The sequence below is a fragment of the Bradyrhizobium sp. USDA 4532 genome, from assembly GCF_024171315.1.
Taxonomy (GTDB): domain Bacteria; phylum Pseudomonadota; class Alphaproteobacteria; order Rhizobiales; family Xanthobacteraceae; genus Bradyrhizobium; species Bradyrhizobium australafricanum.
In genome coordinates, this window is the sequence record NZ_JALJZN010000001.1 from 2,270,402 (window position 1) to 2,285,721 (window position 15,320).

Genomic DNA, 15,320 nt, shown 5'->3' on the forward strand with positions numbered 1-15,320 from the left:
CCATGCGGTAGGCAATGGGCAACGCCGTTTCGTCATCGATTTCCGCAGAGCGGACGATCGACGGCAGGATTGAAGCCGCCGGCCGGCAAGCAACGCAGGTCACGATCGTCCGGCTCGAGGGCGATCTCGTTGCGCTCGCGCGGGACCACGACGCCGGTCCGTGACCCCGATCGGGTCTCGCGCGGCATGATCAACCTGCGCGGGCTTCTTTCATGAACACCCGCATCGACGATGCGGCCGCCCTGTCATCACGAGGCGCCGATCGACGCAACAGAGCGCAGGCGAAAGAATGCTCGCACGCCGCATCGCCAAGACCGACAGCGCGTGGCCGCCGAGACGATTGCAGTCAAGAGCTCTCCGCTGCGCGCGATGGCCTGGCACAATCTGCATGAGCCACACGTTATGTGCACGATAACAATCATTAGGAGCGCACGCGTGTGCTTCCGTAAGATTACGGTGCAGCGATCGGCCGCTTCACATCTTCGTCGCCGGATCGCGCGGATTTCACGGCAAATCGCGGTGTTGTGCGACGTTTTCGGCTGCGCTCATCGCGAGCATCGCGCGTTCGACCTTGTGCGATCGCACGCGGCGCATTGCGTGCCCTTCTTGGTGGAATTCGAATCGCTTACCGTTCCACACAGTCAGAAATTGTAAATCGTGTAACGCACCTGCGTGGGGCCGGCGGTGGAAGGCATTCCGCTGCCGATCAGGTGCACCGTTTCAATTCACCAAGATCATTATCAAGGCTGGAGGCAATGCATGTTGGGGATGAAGAGCGTCGCAAGCGTGATCGGCTCGGACAGTTCGTACCGGCTGTTCGACGACATGCCGATCAGTGTCATGCTCTGCGAGCTGGACAATTTCAAAATCACCTACATCAACGAGTCGACGCGGCAGAACCTGAAGAAGATCGAGCATGTGCTGCCGGTAAAGGTCGACGCGCTGATCGGGCAATCGATCGATATATTTCACAGGAACCCGCAGCATCAGCGCCGGCTGCTGTCCGACCCGAAGAACCTGCCGCACAAGGCGCGTATCACCATCGGCGGCGAGACGCTCGATCTCACCGTGACGGCTATGACCAATTCGCGCGGCCGCTACACCGGCCCGATGCTGACCTGGGAGCTCGCGACCGAGAAGGCGCGGCTTGAAACGCAGACCGAACGGCTGTTGCAGATGCTCGACAACATGCCGATCAACATCATGATGTGCGACACCGATTTCAACATCACCTACATCAACCAGACCAGCCTCAAGACGCTCGACACCGTGAAGCACCTGCTTCCGGTGGCGCCGGACAAGATCCTCGGCAACTCGTTCGACATCTTCCACAAGAACCCGGCGCACCAGCGCCGCATCGTCGGCGATCCCAAAAACCTGCCGCATGCGGCCAAGATCAAGCTCGGTCCGGAAACGCTCGACCTGCGGGTCTCCGGGCTGACCGACAAGCGCGGCAACTACACCGGCGCGATGCTGAGCTGGTCGGTCGTGACAGGCAATGTGAAGCTGGCGGACGATTTCGAGAAGGACGTGAAGGGCCTTGCCGGGATGCTGGCGTCGGCGTCGACGCAAATGCAGGGCACTGCGCGATCGCTGACGACGACCGCCGAATTCGTCAATCAGCGCTCGGCGAGCGCGGCGTCCGCGTCCGAGGAGCTGTCGTCCTCGGTCAACGAGATCAGCCGCCAGGTGGCCGAGGCGAGCCGCATTGCCCGCATGGCGGTCGACGAAGCCGAGAAGTCCGACAAGCTGGTCGCGGGTCTCGTGACCATGGCGCAGAAGATCGGCGACGTCGTCGCCCTGATCAGCCAAATCGCCGGCCAGACCAACCTGCTTGCGCTCAACGCAACCATCGAATCCGCGCGGGCCGGTGAGGCCGGACGCGGCTTCGCCGTCGTCGCCTCCGAGGTGAAGGCGCTGGCCAACCAGACCGCCAAGGCCACGGAAGACATTTCGGCGCAGATCAACGAGATGCAGGCCGCGACCGGCAACACCGCCACGGCGCTGAAGGCGATCTCGCAGGTCATCGTCCAGATCAGCGAGATCTCGACCGTGATCGCCAGCGCGGTCGAGGAACAGGCCGCGGCCACCAAGGAGGTCACCGCAAACATCAACGGCACGACCAAGGCGATCGACGATGCCAGCAAGGCCGCCGAGAACGTGCTGGCGGCCTCCGGAGAGCTCGCCAGCAACGCCTCAGAGCTGGAAGTTCAGGTCGACAAGTTCCTCAAGAACGTACGGGCGATGTAGCGGCGCACGGCCGAAGGAGATGAGCGCGCACTCACCCCTCCGCGTCATTGGGGCGATGCGCGAGCATCGAACCCGGAATCTCAAGCCGCAACTTCGAGATTCCGGGTTCACGCTTCGCGTGCCCCGGAACGACGGCCAAAGATGCGCCCGCCTACAGCGAACGCGCGATCAGGAGCTTCATGATTTCGTTGGTGCCGCCATAGATCTTCTGGATGCGGGAATCGATGAACATGCGCGAGATCGGATATTCCTGCATGTAGCCGTAGCCGCCATGCAGCTGCAGGCATTCGTCGGCGGTCTCGACCTGCTTCTGCGAGCACCACCATTTCGCCATCGACGCCGTCACGGTGTCGAGGTCGCCGGCGACCAGGCGCTCGACGCACCAGTCGACGAACACGCGGGCGATCATCGCCTCGGTCTTGCGCTCGGCAAGCTTGAAGGCGGTGTTCTGGAATTCGAGCAGCGGCTTGCCGAACGCGGTGCGCTCCTTGGTGTATTCGGCGGTGATCCTGACCGCGCGCTCCATCGAGGCGACCGCGCCGATCGCGAGCGACAGCCGCTCCTGCGGCAATTGCTGCATCAGCTGTACGAAGCCGTTGCCCTCCTCGGCGCCGAGCAGGTTCTCCGGCGGCACCGTGACGTTATCGAAGAACAGCTCCGACGTGTCTGATGCGTGCAGCCCGATCTTGTCGAGGTTGCGCCCGCGCCGGTACCCCTCGGCGCCCGCGGTCTCAACCACGATCAGCGAGATGCCCTTGGCGCCCGGAGCCCCGGTCCGCGCCACCACGATGACGAGATCGGCGGCCTGGCCGTTGGTGATGAAAGTCTTCTGGCCGTTGATGACGTAGGAATTGCTCTGCTTCTTCGCCGTGGTCTTGACGGCCTGCAGATCCGAGCCGGTGCCGGGCTCGGTCATCGCGATGGCGCCGACCATCTCACCCGACGCCATCTTCGGCAGCCAACGTTTCTTCTGCTCCTCCGAGCCATAGTTGACGATGTAATGCGCGACGATCGCGCTGTGCACGGAGACGCCGGTGGTCAGCTCCGGCACCGTGCTCTCGAGGTCATCGAGCACGGCGGCGTCATAGGCGAAGCTGGCCCCTAAGCCGCCATAGGCCTCGGGCACGCTCGGCAGCAACGCGCCCATCTCGCCGAGCGCGCGCCAGGCCGAGCGATCGACCAGCTTCTGCTCGCGCCATTTTTCGGCGTGCGGCGCCAGATCCTTGGCGAGGAATTTGCGGAACTGGTCTCGGAAGGTGTCCAGCTCCTCGGTCATCCAGGACGATCGGTAGTGCATTCTGCCCTCGTATTAAATCAGAAGACCGCCGCCGGCGACGATCACCTGACCACTGATGTAATTCGATTCCGGAGCGCAGAACAGATAGACCGCATCGGCCGCCTCCTCCGGCGTGCCGCCGCGGCCGAGCGGGATCATGCGGCCCATCGCCTCCAGCATCTGCGGCTGGACGCCGACCTTGATGTCGCGGCCGGCGACGTCGATGGTTTTCTGCTGGGTCTCGATCGGCTGGGTCAGGCGGGTGTTGATCAGGCCGAACGCCACGCAATTGACGTTGACCTTGTAGCGGCCCCACTCCTTGCACATCGTGCGCGTCAGCCCGATCAGCGATGCTTTGGCGGACGAATAGCTCGCCTGCCCGGCATTGCCGTAGAGGCCCGCGATCGAGGAGATGTTGACGACCTTGCGGAACACCTCGCGGCCCGCCTCGGCCTCCCTCTTCGCCATCACTCGGATCGGCTCCGACACCGCGCGCATGATGCGGAACGGGGCGACCAGATGGACGTCCAGCATCGCCTGGAACTGCTCGTCGGTCATCTTCTGGATCGTCGAGTCCCAGGTGTACCCGGCATTATTGACGATGATGTCGAGACCGCCGAACCGCTCGATCGCGGCGCCGACGAAGCGATCGGCAAAGCCGGCTTCGGTCACGCTGCCATTGACCGCGATCGCCTCGCCGCCCATGGCCTTGATCTCCGCGACGACCGCATCGCCCGGCTCGGCATCGAGGTCGTTGACCACGACGCGCGCGCCCTCGTTCGCGAGCTTCAGCGCAATCGCGCGCCCGATGCCGCGGCCGGAGCCCGAGACGAGCGCGACTTTGCCTTGCAGCTTTGACATTCAAACCTCCCTCAAACAACGTGATCTTTGCGGTATGCGCGCCTCACCTCGCCCCGCTTGCGGGGAGAAGTCGGAACGCATTGTCAGATGCGTTCCGGGTGAGGGGGTACAGGTCTCACCACCTCCAGAGTGCGCGGAAGCAGCCCCTCACCCAAACCCTCTCCCCGCAAGAGCGGGGCGAGGGAGCGCACAATCCCTCGTGGCGAGACCTTTCGCACTACAGCGCGATAACCGCCTCGCCGGCGAGCTTGATCTCGCCGTTCTGATCCCTGGTGGTCAGCGCGAGTATTGCGCGCCTCTCACCGCCCTGCTCGACCAGCTCGGTCACCGTGCCCTCGCAGGTCAGCTTCGCGCCGAGCTGGGTGATCGCCGCAAAGCGGGTCGAGAACGAGCGGATGCGCGACGGCGCCACCGCGTCGGTCAGCGCCTGGCCGAGATAGCCCATCACCAGCATGCCGTGCGCGAACACGTCGGGGAAGCCGGCCGCCTTCGCGAAATCGATGTCGACATGGATCGGATTGTGATCGCCGGAGGCGCCGCAATACAGCGCGAGGCGATGGCGGGTGATCGGTGGAAACTCCTTGTGGACGATGCGGTCGCCGACAGAGGGAGAGCTGCTCATGACGGCCTCGCATTGCGTACCACGACGGTGCGCGAGACATCGGCGACATGGACACCGTTCTGGTTGGTGACCGGGGTGTCGACCACGATCAGCGTCATCGCCCCGCCCTTCTTGTCGGTCACGCCAGTGACGCGCGGGCGGAAGGTCAAGGTGTCGCCGACCACGACGGGCGCATGATAGTCGAAGCGCTGCTCGCCGTGCAGCACGCGCGCCAGATCGATGTCGAGCGCCGTGAGGAACTCGAACGGGTCCGGCGCATCCATCATCTCGAGGCAGAACAGATAGGTCGGCGGCACCGGCGCCGCCGTGAAGCCGGCCGCTTGCGCGGCCGCCTCGTCGCGATAGACGGCATTCGTCTCGCCGAGCGTATCGAGGAAGAAGCGCAGCCGCCCCGGCTCGACGCGCGCGGTCACGGGCGTAAATGTACGCCCGACAGCGGATTGATCGACCATGACGACCTCAAGCGCGTTCGTAGAGCGTCACGACGCAGGCGCCGCCGAGGCCGAGATTGTGCTGCAAGCCGATCCGCGCGCCCTCCACCTGCGTCGCCGCAGCGGTGCCGCGCAGCTGCCGCGTCAGCTCATAGCACTGCGCAAGCCCGGTGGCGCCGAGCGGATGGCCCTTCGACAGCAACCCGCCGGACGGGTTGGTGACGATCCTGCCGCCATAGGAGTTGTCGCCGTCGTCGATGAATTTCGCGGCCTCGCCCTCGCCGCACAGGCCAAGCCCCTCATAGGTGATCAGCTCGTTGTGCGCGAAGCAGTCGTGCAGCTCGACGACGTCGAGATCATCAGGCCCGATGCCGGCGGCCTCATAGACCTTGCGCGCGGCATCCCGCGCCATGTCGTAGCCGACCACCTGCATCATGTCTGACGCACCGAAGGTCGAGGGCGTGTCGGTCGTCATCGCCTGCGCCGCGATGCGGACCTGCTTGTTGAGGCCGTGCTGGTCGGCGAATTTCTCCGAGACCAGGATCGCGGCGGCGCCGCCGCAGGTCGGCGGGCACGCCATCAGCCGCGTCATCACGCCGGGCCAGATCACCTGGTCGTTCATCACGTCGTCGGCGGTGACCTCTTTGCGGAACAGCGCCAGTGGATTGTTCTTGGCATGACGGCTCGCCTTGGCGCGCACTTTTGCAAAGGCGGAGAGCGGCGTGCCGTATTTCTTCATGTGGCTGAGGCCGGCGCCGCCGAAATAGCGCAGCGCCAGCGGCACGCCGGGCGCGTCGACCAGCTTGTCGGCCGCGGCGTCGAAATCGTCGAACGCACTGGGACGGTCGGTGAACACGGCCCCGAGCGCGCCGGGCTTCATCTGCTCGAAGCCGAGCGCCATCACGCAATCGGCCGCGCCTGACTCGATCGCCTGCCGCGCCAGGAACAGCGCGGTCGAGCCGGTCGAGCAGTTGTTGTTGACGTTGACGATCGGGATGCCGGTCATCCCGACCGGATAGAGCGCGCGCTGCCCGCAGGTGGAGTCGCCATAGACGTAGCCGACATAGGCCTGCTGCACGCGGCCGTAGTCGAGCCCGGCGTCGGCGAGCGCCAGCTTCGCCGCTTCGGCGCCCATCACGTGATACGGCGCATTGGCGCCGGGCTTGACGAACGGGATCATGCCGACCCCGGCAATATAGGTGCGTGACGTCATCGCGTGTCCTCCCGGAAATTACCCACTGGACTATTTATTACCCATGGGTAATATACGGGCGATCTTCCGGAGTCAATGCGACAACAGCCGACGCGATGGACGCCCACTCCCCCTCTTCCAGCAACGAGTCGCCATGGCTGCCATTCGAAAGCCGGCGCCGCGCCCGCGACGAGAAGCGCGAGGCAGTGCTGCGCACGGCCGTAGCCCTGTTCCTTGAACAGGGCTATCACCGTGCCACGCTGAACGACGTCGCCAAGCGGCTCAACATCACCAAGCCGGCGCTCTACAACTACTTCCGCGGCAAGGACGAGATCCTGTTCGAGTGCTGGTCGATCGGCAATGAGCTGGTCGACGAATGCATTGCCGAGACGTCGGCGGGCGGCGGCTCAGGGCTCGACAAGCTGCGCAAGCTCACCGTCCGCTATGCCGAGCTGATGACCGCGGACTACGGCAAGAGCCTGGTCCGGTTCGACATCCGCGACCTCAGCAAGGACAATCGCAAGATCGTGCAGACGGCGAAGCGGCGGATCGACCGCGCCTTCCGCGACTATATCGCACAGGGCGTCGCGGACGGTTCGGTGAAGCCGTGCGACCCGAAGCTCGCGGCTTTCGCGATCGCCGGCTCGCTGAACTGGATCGGCCACTGGTTCCAGCCGGGCGGCGAGCTGAGCGGACGCGCCGTCGCCGACGAGTTCGCGATCCGCCTCACCGAAGGCATCGCCAAAACAACAACGCAAATGACATCAACGCGCAAGACAACGGCGCACGAGAAGGCGGACAAACCGCCTCGCAGGGGAAACGCATCAAGGGAGGAGACGAGTGAACATCACACACGGACTGCGGCGCGCGCTGCAGGTCAATCCAAACGGGCTCGCAGTCGTCTGCGGTGAGCGGCGGCGCAACTGGCGCGAGGTCGGCGAACGCGTCGCCCGCCTCGCCGCCGCGATCCGCGGCCTCGGCGCCCGGGACGGCGACCGCGTCGCGATCCTGTCGCTGAACTCCGACCGCTATCTCGAGCTCTACCTCGCCGTCGGCTGGGCCGGCGCCGTGATCGTGCCGCTCAACATCCGCTGGTCTCCGATCGAGAACGAGGACGCGCTGCGCGACTGCCGCGCAACGATCCTGTTCGTCGACAGGGCGTTTGCGCCGGTCGGCACGGCGCTGGCAGGCGCCGTCCCCGGCCTGCGGCTGGTCTATGCCGACGAGGGCGACACGCCTGCCGGCATGGAGAATTACGAGACGCTCATCGCGCGCAGCGCGCCTGTTCCGGATGCGATGCGCAGCCGCGACGACCTTGCCGGCATCTTCTACACCGGCGGCACCACCGGCCGCTCCAAGGGCGTGATGCTGAGCCACGGCAATCTGATGGCCAACGCGCTCAACGCGCTCGGCGAAGGCTTGTGGCCGAGCAGCACGATCTACCTGCACGCGGCGCCGATGTTCCACCTCGCCAATGGCGCGGCGATGTATTCGGTGCTGCTGTCCGGCGGCTCCAACGTCGTGATCCAGGGCTTTACGCCTGACGGCGTCGCAGCCGCCGTGCAGAAGGAGCGCATCACCGACGTGCTGCTCGTGCCGACCATGATCCAGATGTTCGTCGACCACCCGACGCTCGGCAATTACGACCTGTCGTCCTTGAAGCGAATCTCCTACGGCGCCTCCGTGATCAGCGACGCCGTGCTGATGCGCGCCATGAAGGCGCTGCCGCATGTCGAGTTCACGCAAGCCTACGGCATGACCGAGCTGTCGCCGATCGCGACCCTGCTGCACTGGAAGGAGCATATCGGCGACGGCCGCGTCAAGGGCCGGCACCGCGGCGCCGGCCGGGCGACGCTTGGCGCCGAGGTCAAGATCGTCGATGCGGAGGACAAGGTCGTACCGACGGGCACCGTCGGCGAGATCGCGGTGCGTGGCGACATGGTGATGATGGGCTATTGGGAGCGTCCGGAGGAGACCGCGCGCGCCGTGATCGACGGCTGGATGCACACCGGCGACGGCGGCTACATGGACGAGGACGGCTTCATCTACGTCGTCGACCGTGTCAAGGACATGATCATCTCCGGCGGCGAGAACGTCTATTCGGCCGAGGTCGAGAACGCGCTCGCCCAGCACGCGGCGGTGGCGCAATGCGCCGTGATCGGGATCCCGAGCGAACGCTGGGGCGAGCAGGTTCACGCCGTCGTGGTGATGAAGAGCGGCGCCAGCGCCACGCCGGAAGAGCTGATGGAGCACTGCAAGGTGCTGATCGCCGGCTACAAATGCCCGCGCAGCGTCGACATCACCTCGACGCCGCTGCCGCTCTCCGGCGCTGGCAAGATCTTAAAGCGCGAGCTTAGAAAGCCGTATTGGGAGAACCGCGAACGGCGGGTGAGCTGAGGGACAGCTCTCAACGTCACCCCCATCATTCCGGGGCGATGCGAAGCATCGAACCCGGAATCTCGAGATTCCGGGTCTGGCGCTAACGCGCCATCCCGGAATGACGATGTCTCATGACGCCATTCGACCGCGAGCGTTGACATCGGAGCACATGGCCGATTGGATCGGTTCGAGATTCAATCCAGCGAGTTCCGATGTCCGCACCCGATACCAATACCGACGGCAAGCCCCGCCGCCTGATGCACCGCCGCTCCGTCGAATGTCTCGGCTATCTCCGTGACGACGGATTGTGGGAAGTCGAGGCGCAGCTGGTCGACACCAAACCCTATGCCCGACAGGACAAGCATCGCGGGCTGCAGCAGCCCGACGATCCCGTGCACGACATCCGCCTGCGGCTCGCGGTCGACGACAGTTTTACGATCCGCGAGACCGGCACCACGATGGCCTCAACGCCCTACCCGTCCTGCCTCGACGTCGAGGGCATCTTGCAGCGCCTGGTCGGCGAACGCATCGGCAAGGGCTGGCGCGAACTGGTCCGTCGCAAGATTGGCAAGCTCGAAACCTGCACCCATCTCGCCGAGCTGCTGGGTCCGGCGGTGACGACGCTGTTCCAGACCGCAACCTCCGGCAAGGACCCGCAGGGCCGCGGCGCGCTCGATCACCAGCGCGATGTCACCGAGCCGCCATTCTTCGTCGGCGGCTGCTATTCATGGCGGCTGGATGGGCCTGTCGTGGCCGAGACCTTTCCGCAGTTCGCGCAGAAGTCGACCGAGGCGAAGCACAGTTCGTGAGCGGTGCCCCGCCGCTGGCCAAGGCGAGTGCATGGTGCGCCGCTGCTGGAGCTCAAATGCAGCTCCTCGTCGCAGCTCTATCCCATTCACGCAGATGATCGAACGCGGCACTAGCTCTCCGGCACGCCGGCCATGCGCATTCCCTCATAAAAGCGCTTACGCTTGGCGAGCCATACCGGATTGTCGGACAGGAAGACGACATTGACGTCGTATCGACGAATGCTGAAGTTGGGATCGAGTGCCAGTCCGGCTTTGGCACTGGATCGTGCTTCCTCGAGGTCTCCCATCATGGCCAACGCGCCAGCCAAGTGAAAGTGAGCGAGCGCAAAATTGGGATTAGCCTCAATGCTCCGGCGAAGCCAGTCCAGCGCCTCGAGGTCTGCGTTGGTGCAGGACATCAACTTGGCCATCCCGACAACCATGATCCAGAGAAAGGCACGCGTATCGCGAGGGGACAGTCGTAACGCCTCTTGAATATGCCCCTCGACTTCCTCACCACGCCCCAGCGCATGCTTCCCGAGGCCAATGAACCCATGCGCATCGGCCAAATTCCGATCGAGCGCCAGCGCCTGGCGACATTCAGCGATACCCTTTGCAGCGCGGCGCGTCCGAATTTGAACCGCGCCGAGCAACATGTGGGCTCTGGGGTGATTGGGCGCACGCAACAACACGCCATTCAGCGCCTTCTCCGCGGCCCTGAAATATGCCGGTCCGTCATCGGCCATGGAGGAAGAACCGATCGCAAAATCGACCTGAGCCGCGGCAACCGCTGCTTCAATATTGTCGGGATCAAGCGCGAGGGCGCGCATGAAGAAATCCCTTGCTCGCGCCATAACCGCAGGCGCTATTCCTTTGTTCAGGACAGCCCTGCCCTGAAAATAGAGATCCATCGCGTCCGGCTGGGGCAACCGTTCTGCCCGTCGTGCTTCGGCCTTGATAAGCTCGGCGTTCAATGTATTGGCGAGCCGGGATACGATCTCATCCTGCATGTCCAGCAAGTCGGCAGCGGGCTTGTCGAAGCGCTCGGCCCACACATGGGCTCCGGTTTCCGTGTCAGTCAACTGAACGTTCAGGCGAAAGCGATTGCCGCCGTGTTGCACCGACCCTTCCAGCGCGTAACGGACATTCAATTCGCGACCGATCTCCCTCACGTCCACCGCCTTTCCCTTGAAGGTGAACGCAGTGCCCCGGCCGATGACGAACGCGCCGGCGATGCGCGACAGGTCAGTAGTCAGACTGTGAGTCACGCCATCGACAAAATATTCCTGCTCCAGATCGCCGCCAATATTTGTGAATGGTAGAACAACAATGGACAGGTGTGGGATCGAAGATGAACCCGCTGGCCTTCCAGCGTTGTCTGGCATCGACGAGGTCGTGACACTGGCAGAAGCCGGGCGGTCGGCCTGCTCGCCATCCACGACCAGCATGTAGCCGCGGCGAGGCAAGGTTCTCAGGGCCAATCGGCCCGCCCCTCCCAAGGCCTGCCTGATGTCGCCGATGGCCTGGACAAGCGAGTCTTCCGTGACCTCGCAGTCCGACCAGACCTCATCCAATATCTCGTCCTTATGCACCAGGCGCCCGACGCGTTGCGCGAGGAGCCGCAGCACCGCCCAGGCTTGAGGACGCAACGGCACGATGTCGCCGCGCCCGTCGAGCAGCAATTCGCGGGCCAGGTCCAAGGTCCGGTCGCCGATCACAATCGAAGGCTGCGATGACTTAAGCAAGAACGCCTCGTTGGGCCATTTCGGAAAATATCGGCAGAATATCGGCGAGGTTTCGGGACCTGGCGGCAATTGTACAGCATCATCTTGCGGCGCGGGATAGCAAAACCGTCCCGAGCAGCGATCCACCAAAAGCGGTCAGCGCCAGGCAGGCCTCCATGATCAGTTCTGTCATCCATACTGCGCTAAGTATTTCAGGTTTCAACCCTTCCCCGGTTGCGGGGGGCGGAGCAGCGATGCGGCCCCGGCGTCAGCGACACCGAGATCAGGATCGGCCAATCAATGCCGCGCAGCGCGCCGCCTTCGAGCCTGAGCAGGTTTGCCCGGGCGTGCTGAACCGGCACCAACGAGCAACATGAGAGGGAATGATCGATGTCCTCTATCCACGCATCCGCAAGATTGCTGCACCTTATTCAGTCGCAGCGCGTGACCGCGGTCATCTATGTCGCCGCGAAGCTGGGGATCGCTGAACTCCTGCGCGATGGATCGCGGCCCCTTGGCGAACTCGTCGAGGCAACCGGCGCGAACAAGCAGGCGCTCCGCCGCCTGCTGACCGCGCTTTCGACCATAGGCATTTGCACGGTCGCTGAAGAGCAATACGCATTGACCGAACTGGGGACTTGCCTTGACGGGGCCGCAACCCAGTCCCTCAAGAACTGGACGATCTTTGAAGGCCAGTTTCTGACCGAATCGTGGACCGGGCTACAGGACTCGATCATGACCGGCAAGACCGCCGCGCAACTGCTTGGCCATGAAAACAGCTTTGATCTCATGGCGCGCGATCCGGAGATGGTCAACATATTCAACGCAGCGATGATGGAGGGGACGCGTCTGGCGATTCCGGATATCCTGGTGGCCTACGACTTCGGTGCGTTCGCTCATCTCATGGATGTCGGCGGCGGCTCCGGCGAACTCGTTGGCGCCATAGCCGGGCAACATCCGCATATCCGAGGGACTATTTTCGACCTTCCGCGCTGCGCCGAATCCGCGACTGGCCACCTGAGGCGCAGCGGGCTCAGTGATCGCGTCGAATTCATGGCTGGCGATTTCTTCCAGACGATTCCATCGATCGCGGATGCCATCGTCATGAAGAACATCATTCACGATTGGAGCGATGAGCGCAGCATGGTCATCCTCGCAAACTGTCGAAGGGCGCTCCCCGGAGGGGGCGTGCTCCTGCTTATCGAACGGATCGTGCCGGAATTCCCGAGCGTAAGCGATGCGCACAGGGAACAGACGCTGACCGATCTGCTCATGCTTCGCGGGCCTGGCGGTCTCGAAAGAACGGAAAAGCAGTACGCCTGGCTGTTTCGCGAATCCGGCTTTACTCACACCGCGACCTATCCGGCCGGGCGTCTCAGCGTCATCGAGGCAAAGGTCACCTGAGCTTTCGAGGTCAGACCATTACTCCCGCGCAATGGAGCAGCGACTGGTTCGAAGGACATCATAGGCAAAAGCATACTTTGGAAGGAACAAGAATGCATCTGCCTGCTGCAAGCAAGTCGTCGTCGCCGATATTGGAGAACCCGGCGTACAAGGCCGTGTTCGCCAAGGTCGACTGGCGCCTTATACCTTTGCTACTGATCGCCAGCATGGTCGCCTTTCTCGACCGCATCAACATCGGCTTCGCACAGCTTCAGATGAAGCAGACACTACCGTTTGATGATGCAGTCTACGGGCTCGGCGCTGGCATCTTCTTCGTCGGATATTTCCTGTTTGAGGTGCCCAGCAATCTTCTTCTGGAAAGGATCGGCGCGCGCAAGACCCTGTTGCGGATCATGGTGCTCTGGGGATTGGCGGCGACCGCCATGATGTTCGTATCGACGCCGCTCCAGTTCTATGCGGCGAGGTTCTTTCTTGGTGTCTTTGAGGCCGGCTTCGCCCCGGGCGTGCTGCTGTACTTGACGTACTGGTACCCGTCGGTAAGGCGCGGGCAGGTCATCGCGATCCTCGCGTCGGCGCCCCCCATTGTGATGTTCATCGCTGGTCCGCTGTGTGGTTCGATCCTGAAGTATTTCGACGGCGTCAGCGGTCTTTACGGCTGGCAATGGCTGTTTCTGATCCAGGGGTTGCCCGCGCCAATCCTCGGCGTTCTCGTGTATTACCTGCTCAAGGACAAGCCGTTCCAGGCCACGTGGCTCTCGAAGGGGGAGAAGGCGCTGCTGGACGATGCTTTACAGCATGACGAAGAGAACATCGTGAAGGCGACCTCGGGGACGTTCCGGCAGCTGCTGCGAGACCCGAAGGTCTACCTGTTGTCGCTGGCCTGTTTCTGTCTGCTGGGCGCCAACTACACGATGGTATTCTGGATGCCGACCCTGATCCATAGCTGGGGAGTAAAGGATCCGCTACTGGTCGGCGTCTATCACGCAGTAGCCAACGCTGCGGGTATCGTCTGCATGATCCTGATCGGTCGTCATTCGGACAAACGGCATGAGCGCCGCTGGCACTATGCGACCTGCGTCACGATTGCCGCCGGCGGCTTGTTCTTTCTCATGTTGCTCCACGGCACTTTTGTTGGTTCGATCCTGGCTCTCTCCTTCGCCGTCATCGGGTTTGTATCAGCGCCGCCGCTCTTCTATGCATTGACCAGTGAGTATCTCTCAGCGGGCGCGGCGGCCGGCGGCCTTGCCCTCGTCACCAGCCTCGGAAATCTCGGTCCGGCGGTAAGCCCGTCGATCACCGGGTTCATCGTGCGGAACACCGGCGACAACATCTATGGCATGTACTTCGTCATGGCGCTGTACTTGCTCTCCGGCGCACTCCTGCTGCTGAGCATGCGGCCCGCAACGAATGAGTAGCTTCCGTCCAGGAGTTGACCCATTCCTGCCAAGATCAAGTCGCCGCAGCGGAATGCTCGACCACAGCCTGCGGCGGGTTGCGGAAGCCGATTGCGATGCGGTTGTAGGTGTTCATCAGGCCGATCGCGATGGTCAGGTCGACCAGTTGCTTCTCGTTGAACACCTCGCGGGCCGCCTGGTAATCGGCATCCGGAATCGCGGTCTCCGCCACGCGGGTGACGGTTTCGGCCCAGGCCAGCGCGGCGCGCTCCTCGGCGTCGAACAGCGCCTCGGCCTCGCGCCAGACCTGCAGCACCGCAAGCTTCTCGACCTTGACGCCCATCTTCCGCAAGCTGCGGGTATGCGAATCCAGGCAATAGGCGCAGCCGTTGATCTGCGATATCCGCAGATAGACCAGTTCGACGAGCTGCGCGGAAAGCCCGCTTTGCGTGATGTAGCCATAGACGCCACCGAGCGCCTTGATGCCCGCTGGCGCGACCTTGTTGTAGTCGATCCGCATGCTCATTGCTTGTGTCCTTCCTTGTCGAACACAGTGAGCGCCTTGTCGTTGCTGTCGACGACGAACACCGCAAGCAGCTTCGCCGGTTCGGTCGCGCTCGCGTTGCGCCCGAGCACGTGATGCGCGCCGGGCGGCTCGAAGAAGCTGTCGCCGGCCCGATAGATATGCGCGGCCTCGCCTTCCAGCTGGCTCTCGATCGCGCCCTGGAGCACGTAGACATAGAGAAACGCCGATTTGGCGTGATGATGCGGCGCCGACGGCTCGCCCGGCGGGAAGTTCACCTCCACCGCGATCAGCGACTTGCCGGGAATGTTCGTGATCATATGCTCGAACTTCGGCGTCACCGATTGCGCCATCGCCGGAGTCGCAAGGGCCGCGCAGGCCAGCAGCGTTGTCATCAAGGTCTTCATCTCGTGCCTCCATTGCTACCGGATAGATGCGGGCACGCATGGCCAAAAAGAAGCACCAAGAATGAACCG

Annotated in this window: 15 protein-coding genes; 7 read left to right on the forward strand and 8 right to left on the reverse strand. The window is 63.4% G+C overall.

Going from position 1 to position 15,320, the window contains the following annotated elements:
- Positions 1-14: 14 nt before the first annotated feature.
- Together J2R76_RS11000 and J2R76_RS11005 are read left to right on the forward strand one after the other, a co-directional pair.
- Positions 15-164 carry a hypothetical protein gene (locus tag J2R76_RS11000; RefSeq protein WP_158074172.1) on the forward strand — a complete coding sequence of 50 codons (150 nt, stop codon included), beginning with the start codon at positions 15-17 and terminating at the stop codon, positions 162-164.
- A gap of 595 nt (positions 165-759) precedes the next feature.
- Positions 760-2,250, forward strand: a complete 1,491-nt coding sequence (locus tag J2R76_RS11005) for a methyl-accepting chemotaxis protein (RefSeq protein ID WP_063790157.1) — start codon at positions 760-762, stop codon at positions 2,248-2,250.
- A 151-nt stretch (positions 2,251-2,401) separates the two neighbouring features.
- On the opposite strand, the gene J2R76_RS11010 is transcribed toward J2R76_RS11005, so the two are convergent.
- The 5 genes from J2R76_RS11010 to J2R76_RS11030 form a co-directional block, all read right to left on the reverse strand.
- Positions 2,402-3,547 (reverse strand): acyl-CoA dehydrogenase family protein, encoded by a 1,146-nt coding sequence (locus J2R76_RS11010; RefSeq protein WP_253623949.1) that lies wholly within the window; start codon positions 3,545-3,547, stop codon positions 2,402-2,404.
- A 12-nt stretch (positions 3,548-3,559) separates the two neighbouring features.
- Entirely contained in the window at positions 3,560-4,387 is an 828-nt protein-coding gene (locus J2R76_RS11015; protein ID WP_076826488.1) for an SDR family NAD(P)-dependent oxidoreductase, read from the reverse strand.
- A 217-nt stretch (positions 4,388-4,604) separates the two neighbouring features.
- Positions 4,605-5,009 (reverse strand): MaoC family dehydratase, encoded by a 405-nt coding sequence (locus J2R76_RS11020; protein ID WP_076826486.1) that lies wholly within the window; start codon positions 5,007-5,009, stop codon positions 4,605-4,607.
- Positions 5,006-5,461: a MaoC family dehydratase N-terminal domain-containing protein gene (locus J2R76_RS11025; protein WP_076826485.1), complete on the reverse strand. Its 456-nt coding sequence runs from the start codon at positions 5,459-5,461 to the stop codon at positions 5,006-5,008. The genes J2R76_RS11020 and J2R76_RS11025 overlap by 4 nt, the downstream gene beginning before the upstream one ends.
- Positions 5,462-5,468: 7 nt before the next feature.
- A complete protein-coding gene (locus tag J2R76_RS11030) occupies positions 5,469-6,653 on the reverse strand; it encodes a lipid-transfer protein (RefSeq protein ID WP_076826483.1) in 1,185 nt (394 codons plus the stop codon).
- 95 nt (positions 6,654-6,748) lie between these two features.
- Here J2R76_RS11030 and J2R76_RS11035 point away from each other — a divergent pair, with 95 nt between their 5' ends.
- The 3 genes from J2R76_RS11035 to J2R76_RS11045 all read left to right on the forward strand — a co-directional run bounded on the left by J2R76_RS11035 (position 6,749) and on the right by J2R76_RS11045 (position 9,820).
- Positions 6,749-7,543: a TetR/AcrR family transcriptional regulator gene (locus tag J2R76_RS11035; RefSeq protein ID WP_076826481.1), complete on the forward strand. Its 795-nt coding sequence runs from the start codon at positions 6,749-6,751 to the stop codon at positions 7,541-7,543.
- Entirely contained in the window at positions 7,473-9,029 is a 1,557-nt protein-coding gene (locus tag J2R76_RS11040) for a long-chain fatty acid--CoA ligase (RefSeq protein ID WP_076826479.1), read from the forward strand. The genes J2R76_RS11035 and J2R76_RS11040 overlap by 71 nt, the downstream gene beginning before the upstream one ends.
- A gap of 194 nt (positions 9,030-9,223) precedes the next feature.
- A complete protein-coding gene (locus J2R76_RS11045; RefSeq protein WP_076826478.1) occupies positions 9,224-9,820 on the forward strand; it encodes a DUF2889 domain-containing protein in 597 nt (198 codons plus the stop codon).
- A 110-nt stretch (positions 9,821-9,930) separates the two neighbouring features.
- On the opposite strand, the gene J2R76_RS11050 is transcribed toward J2R76_RS11045, so the two are convergent.
- A complete protein-coding gene (locus J2R76_RS11050; protein ID WP_244558753.1) occupies positions 9,931-11,544 on the reverse strand; it encodes a winged helix-turn-helix domain-containing tetratricopeptide repeat protein in 1,614 nt (537 codons plus the stop codon).
- Between the two features lie 369 nt (positions 11,545-11,913).
- Between J2R76_RS11050 and J2R76_RS11055 the strand changes: the two genes are divergently transcribed.
- Positions 11,914-12,927 carry a methyltransferase gene (locus J2R76_RS11055; protein WP_076826476.1) on the forward strand — a complete coding sequence of 338 codons (1,014 nt, stop codon included), beginning with the start codon at positions 11,914-11,916 and terminating at the stop codon, positions 12,925-12,927.
- 92 nt (positions 12,928-13,019) lie between these two features.
- A complete protein-coding gene (locus tag J2R76_RS11060) occupies positions 13,020-14,342 on the forward strand; it encodes an MFS transporter (RefSeq protein WP_076826474.1) in 1,323 nt (440 codons plus the stop codon).
- 34 nt (positions 14,343-14,376) lie between these two features.
- Here the strand turns inward: J2R76_RS11060 and J2R76_RS11065 are convergent, their stop codons facing one another.
- Together J2R76_RS11065 and J2R76_RS11070 are read right to left on the reverse strand one after the other, a co-directional pair.
- Positions 14,377-14,847, reverse strand: coding sequence for a carboxymuconolactone decarboxylase family protein (locus J2R76_RS11065; protein WP_076826472.1), 471 nt, complete (start codon positions 14,845-14,847; stop codon positions 14,377-14,379).
- Positions 14,844-15,251: a cupin domain-containing protein gene (locus J2R76_RS11070; RefSeq protein ID WP_057017276.1), complete on the reverse strand. Its 408-nt coding sequence runs from the start codon at positions 15,249-15,251 to the stop codon at positions 14,844-14,846. The genes J2R76_RS11065 and J2R76_RS11070 overlap by 4 nt, the downstream gene beginning before the upstream one ends.
- Between the last annotated feature and the right edge of the window lie 69 nt (positions 15,252-15,320).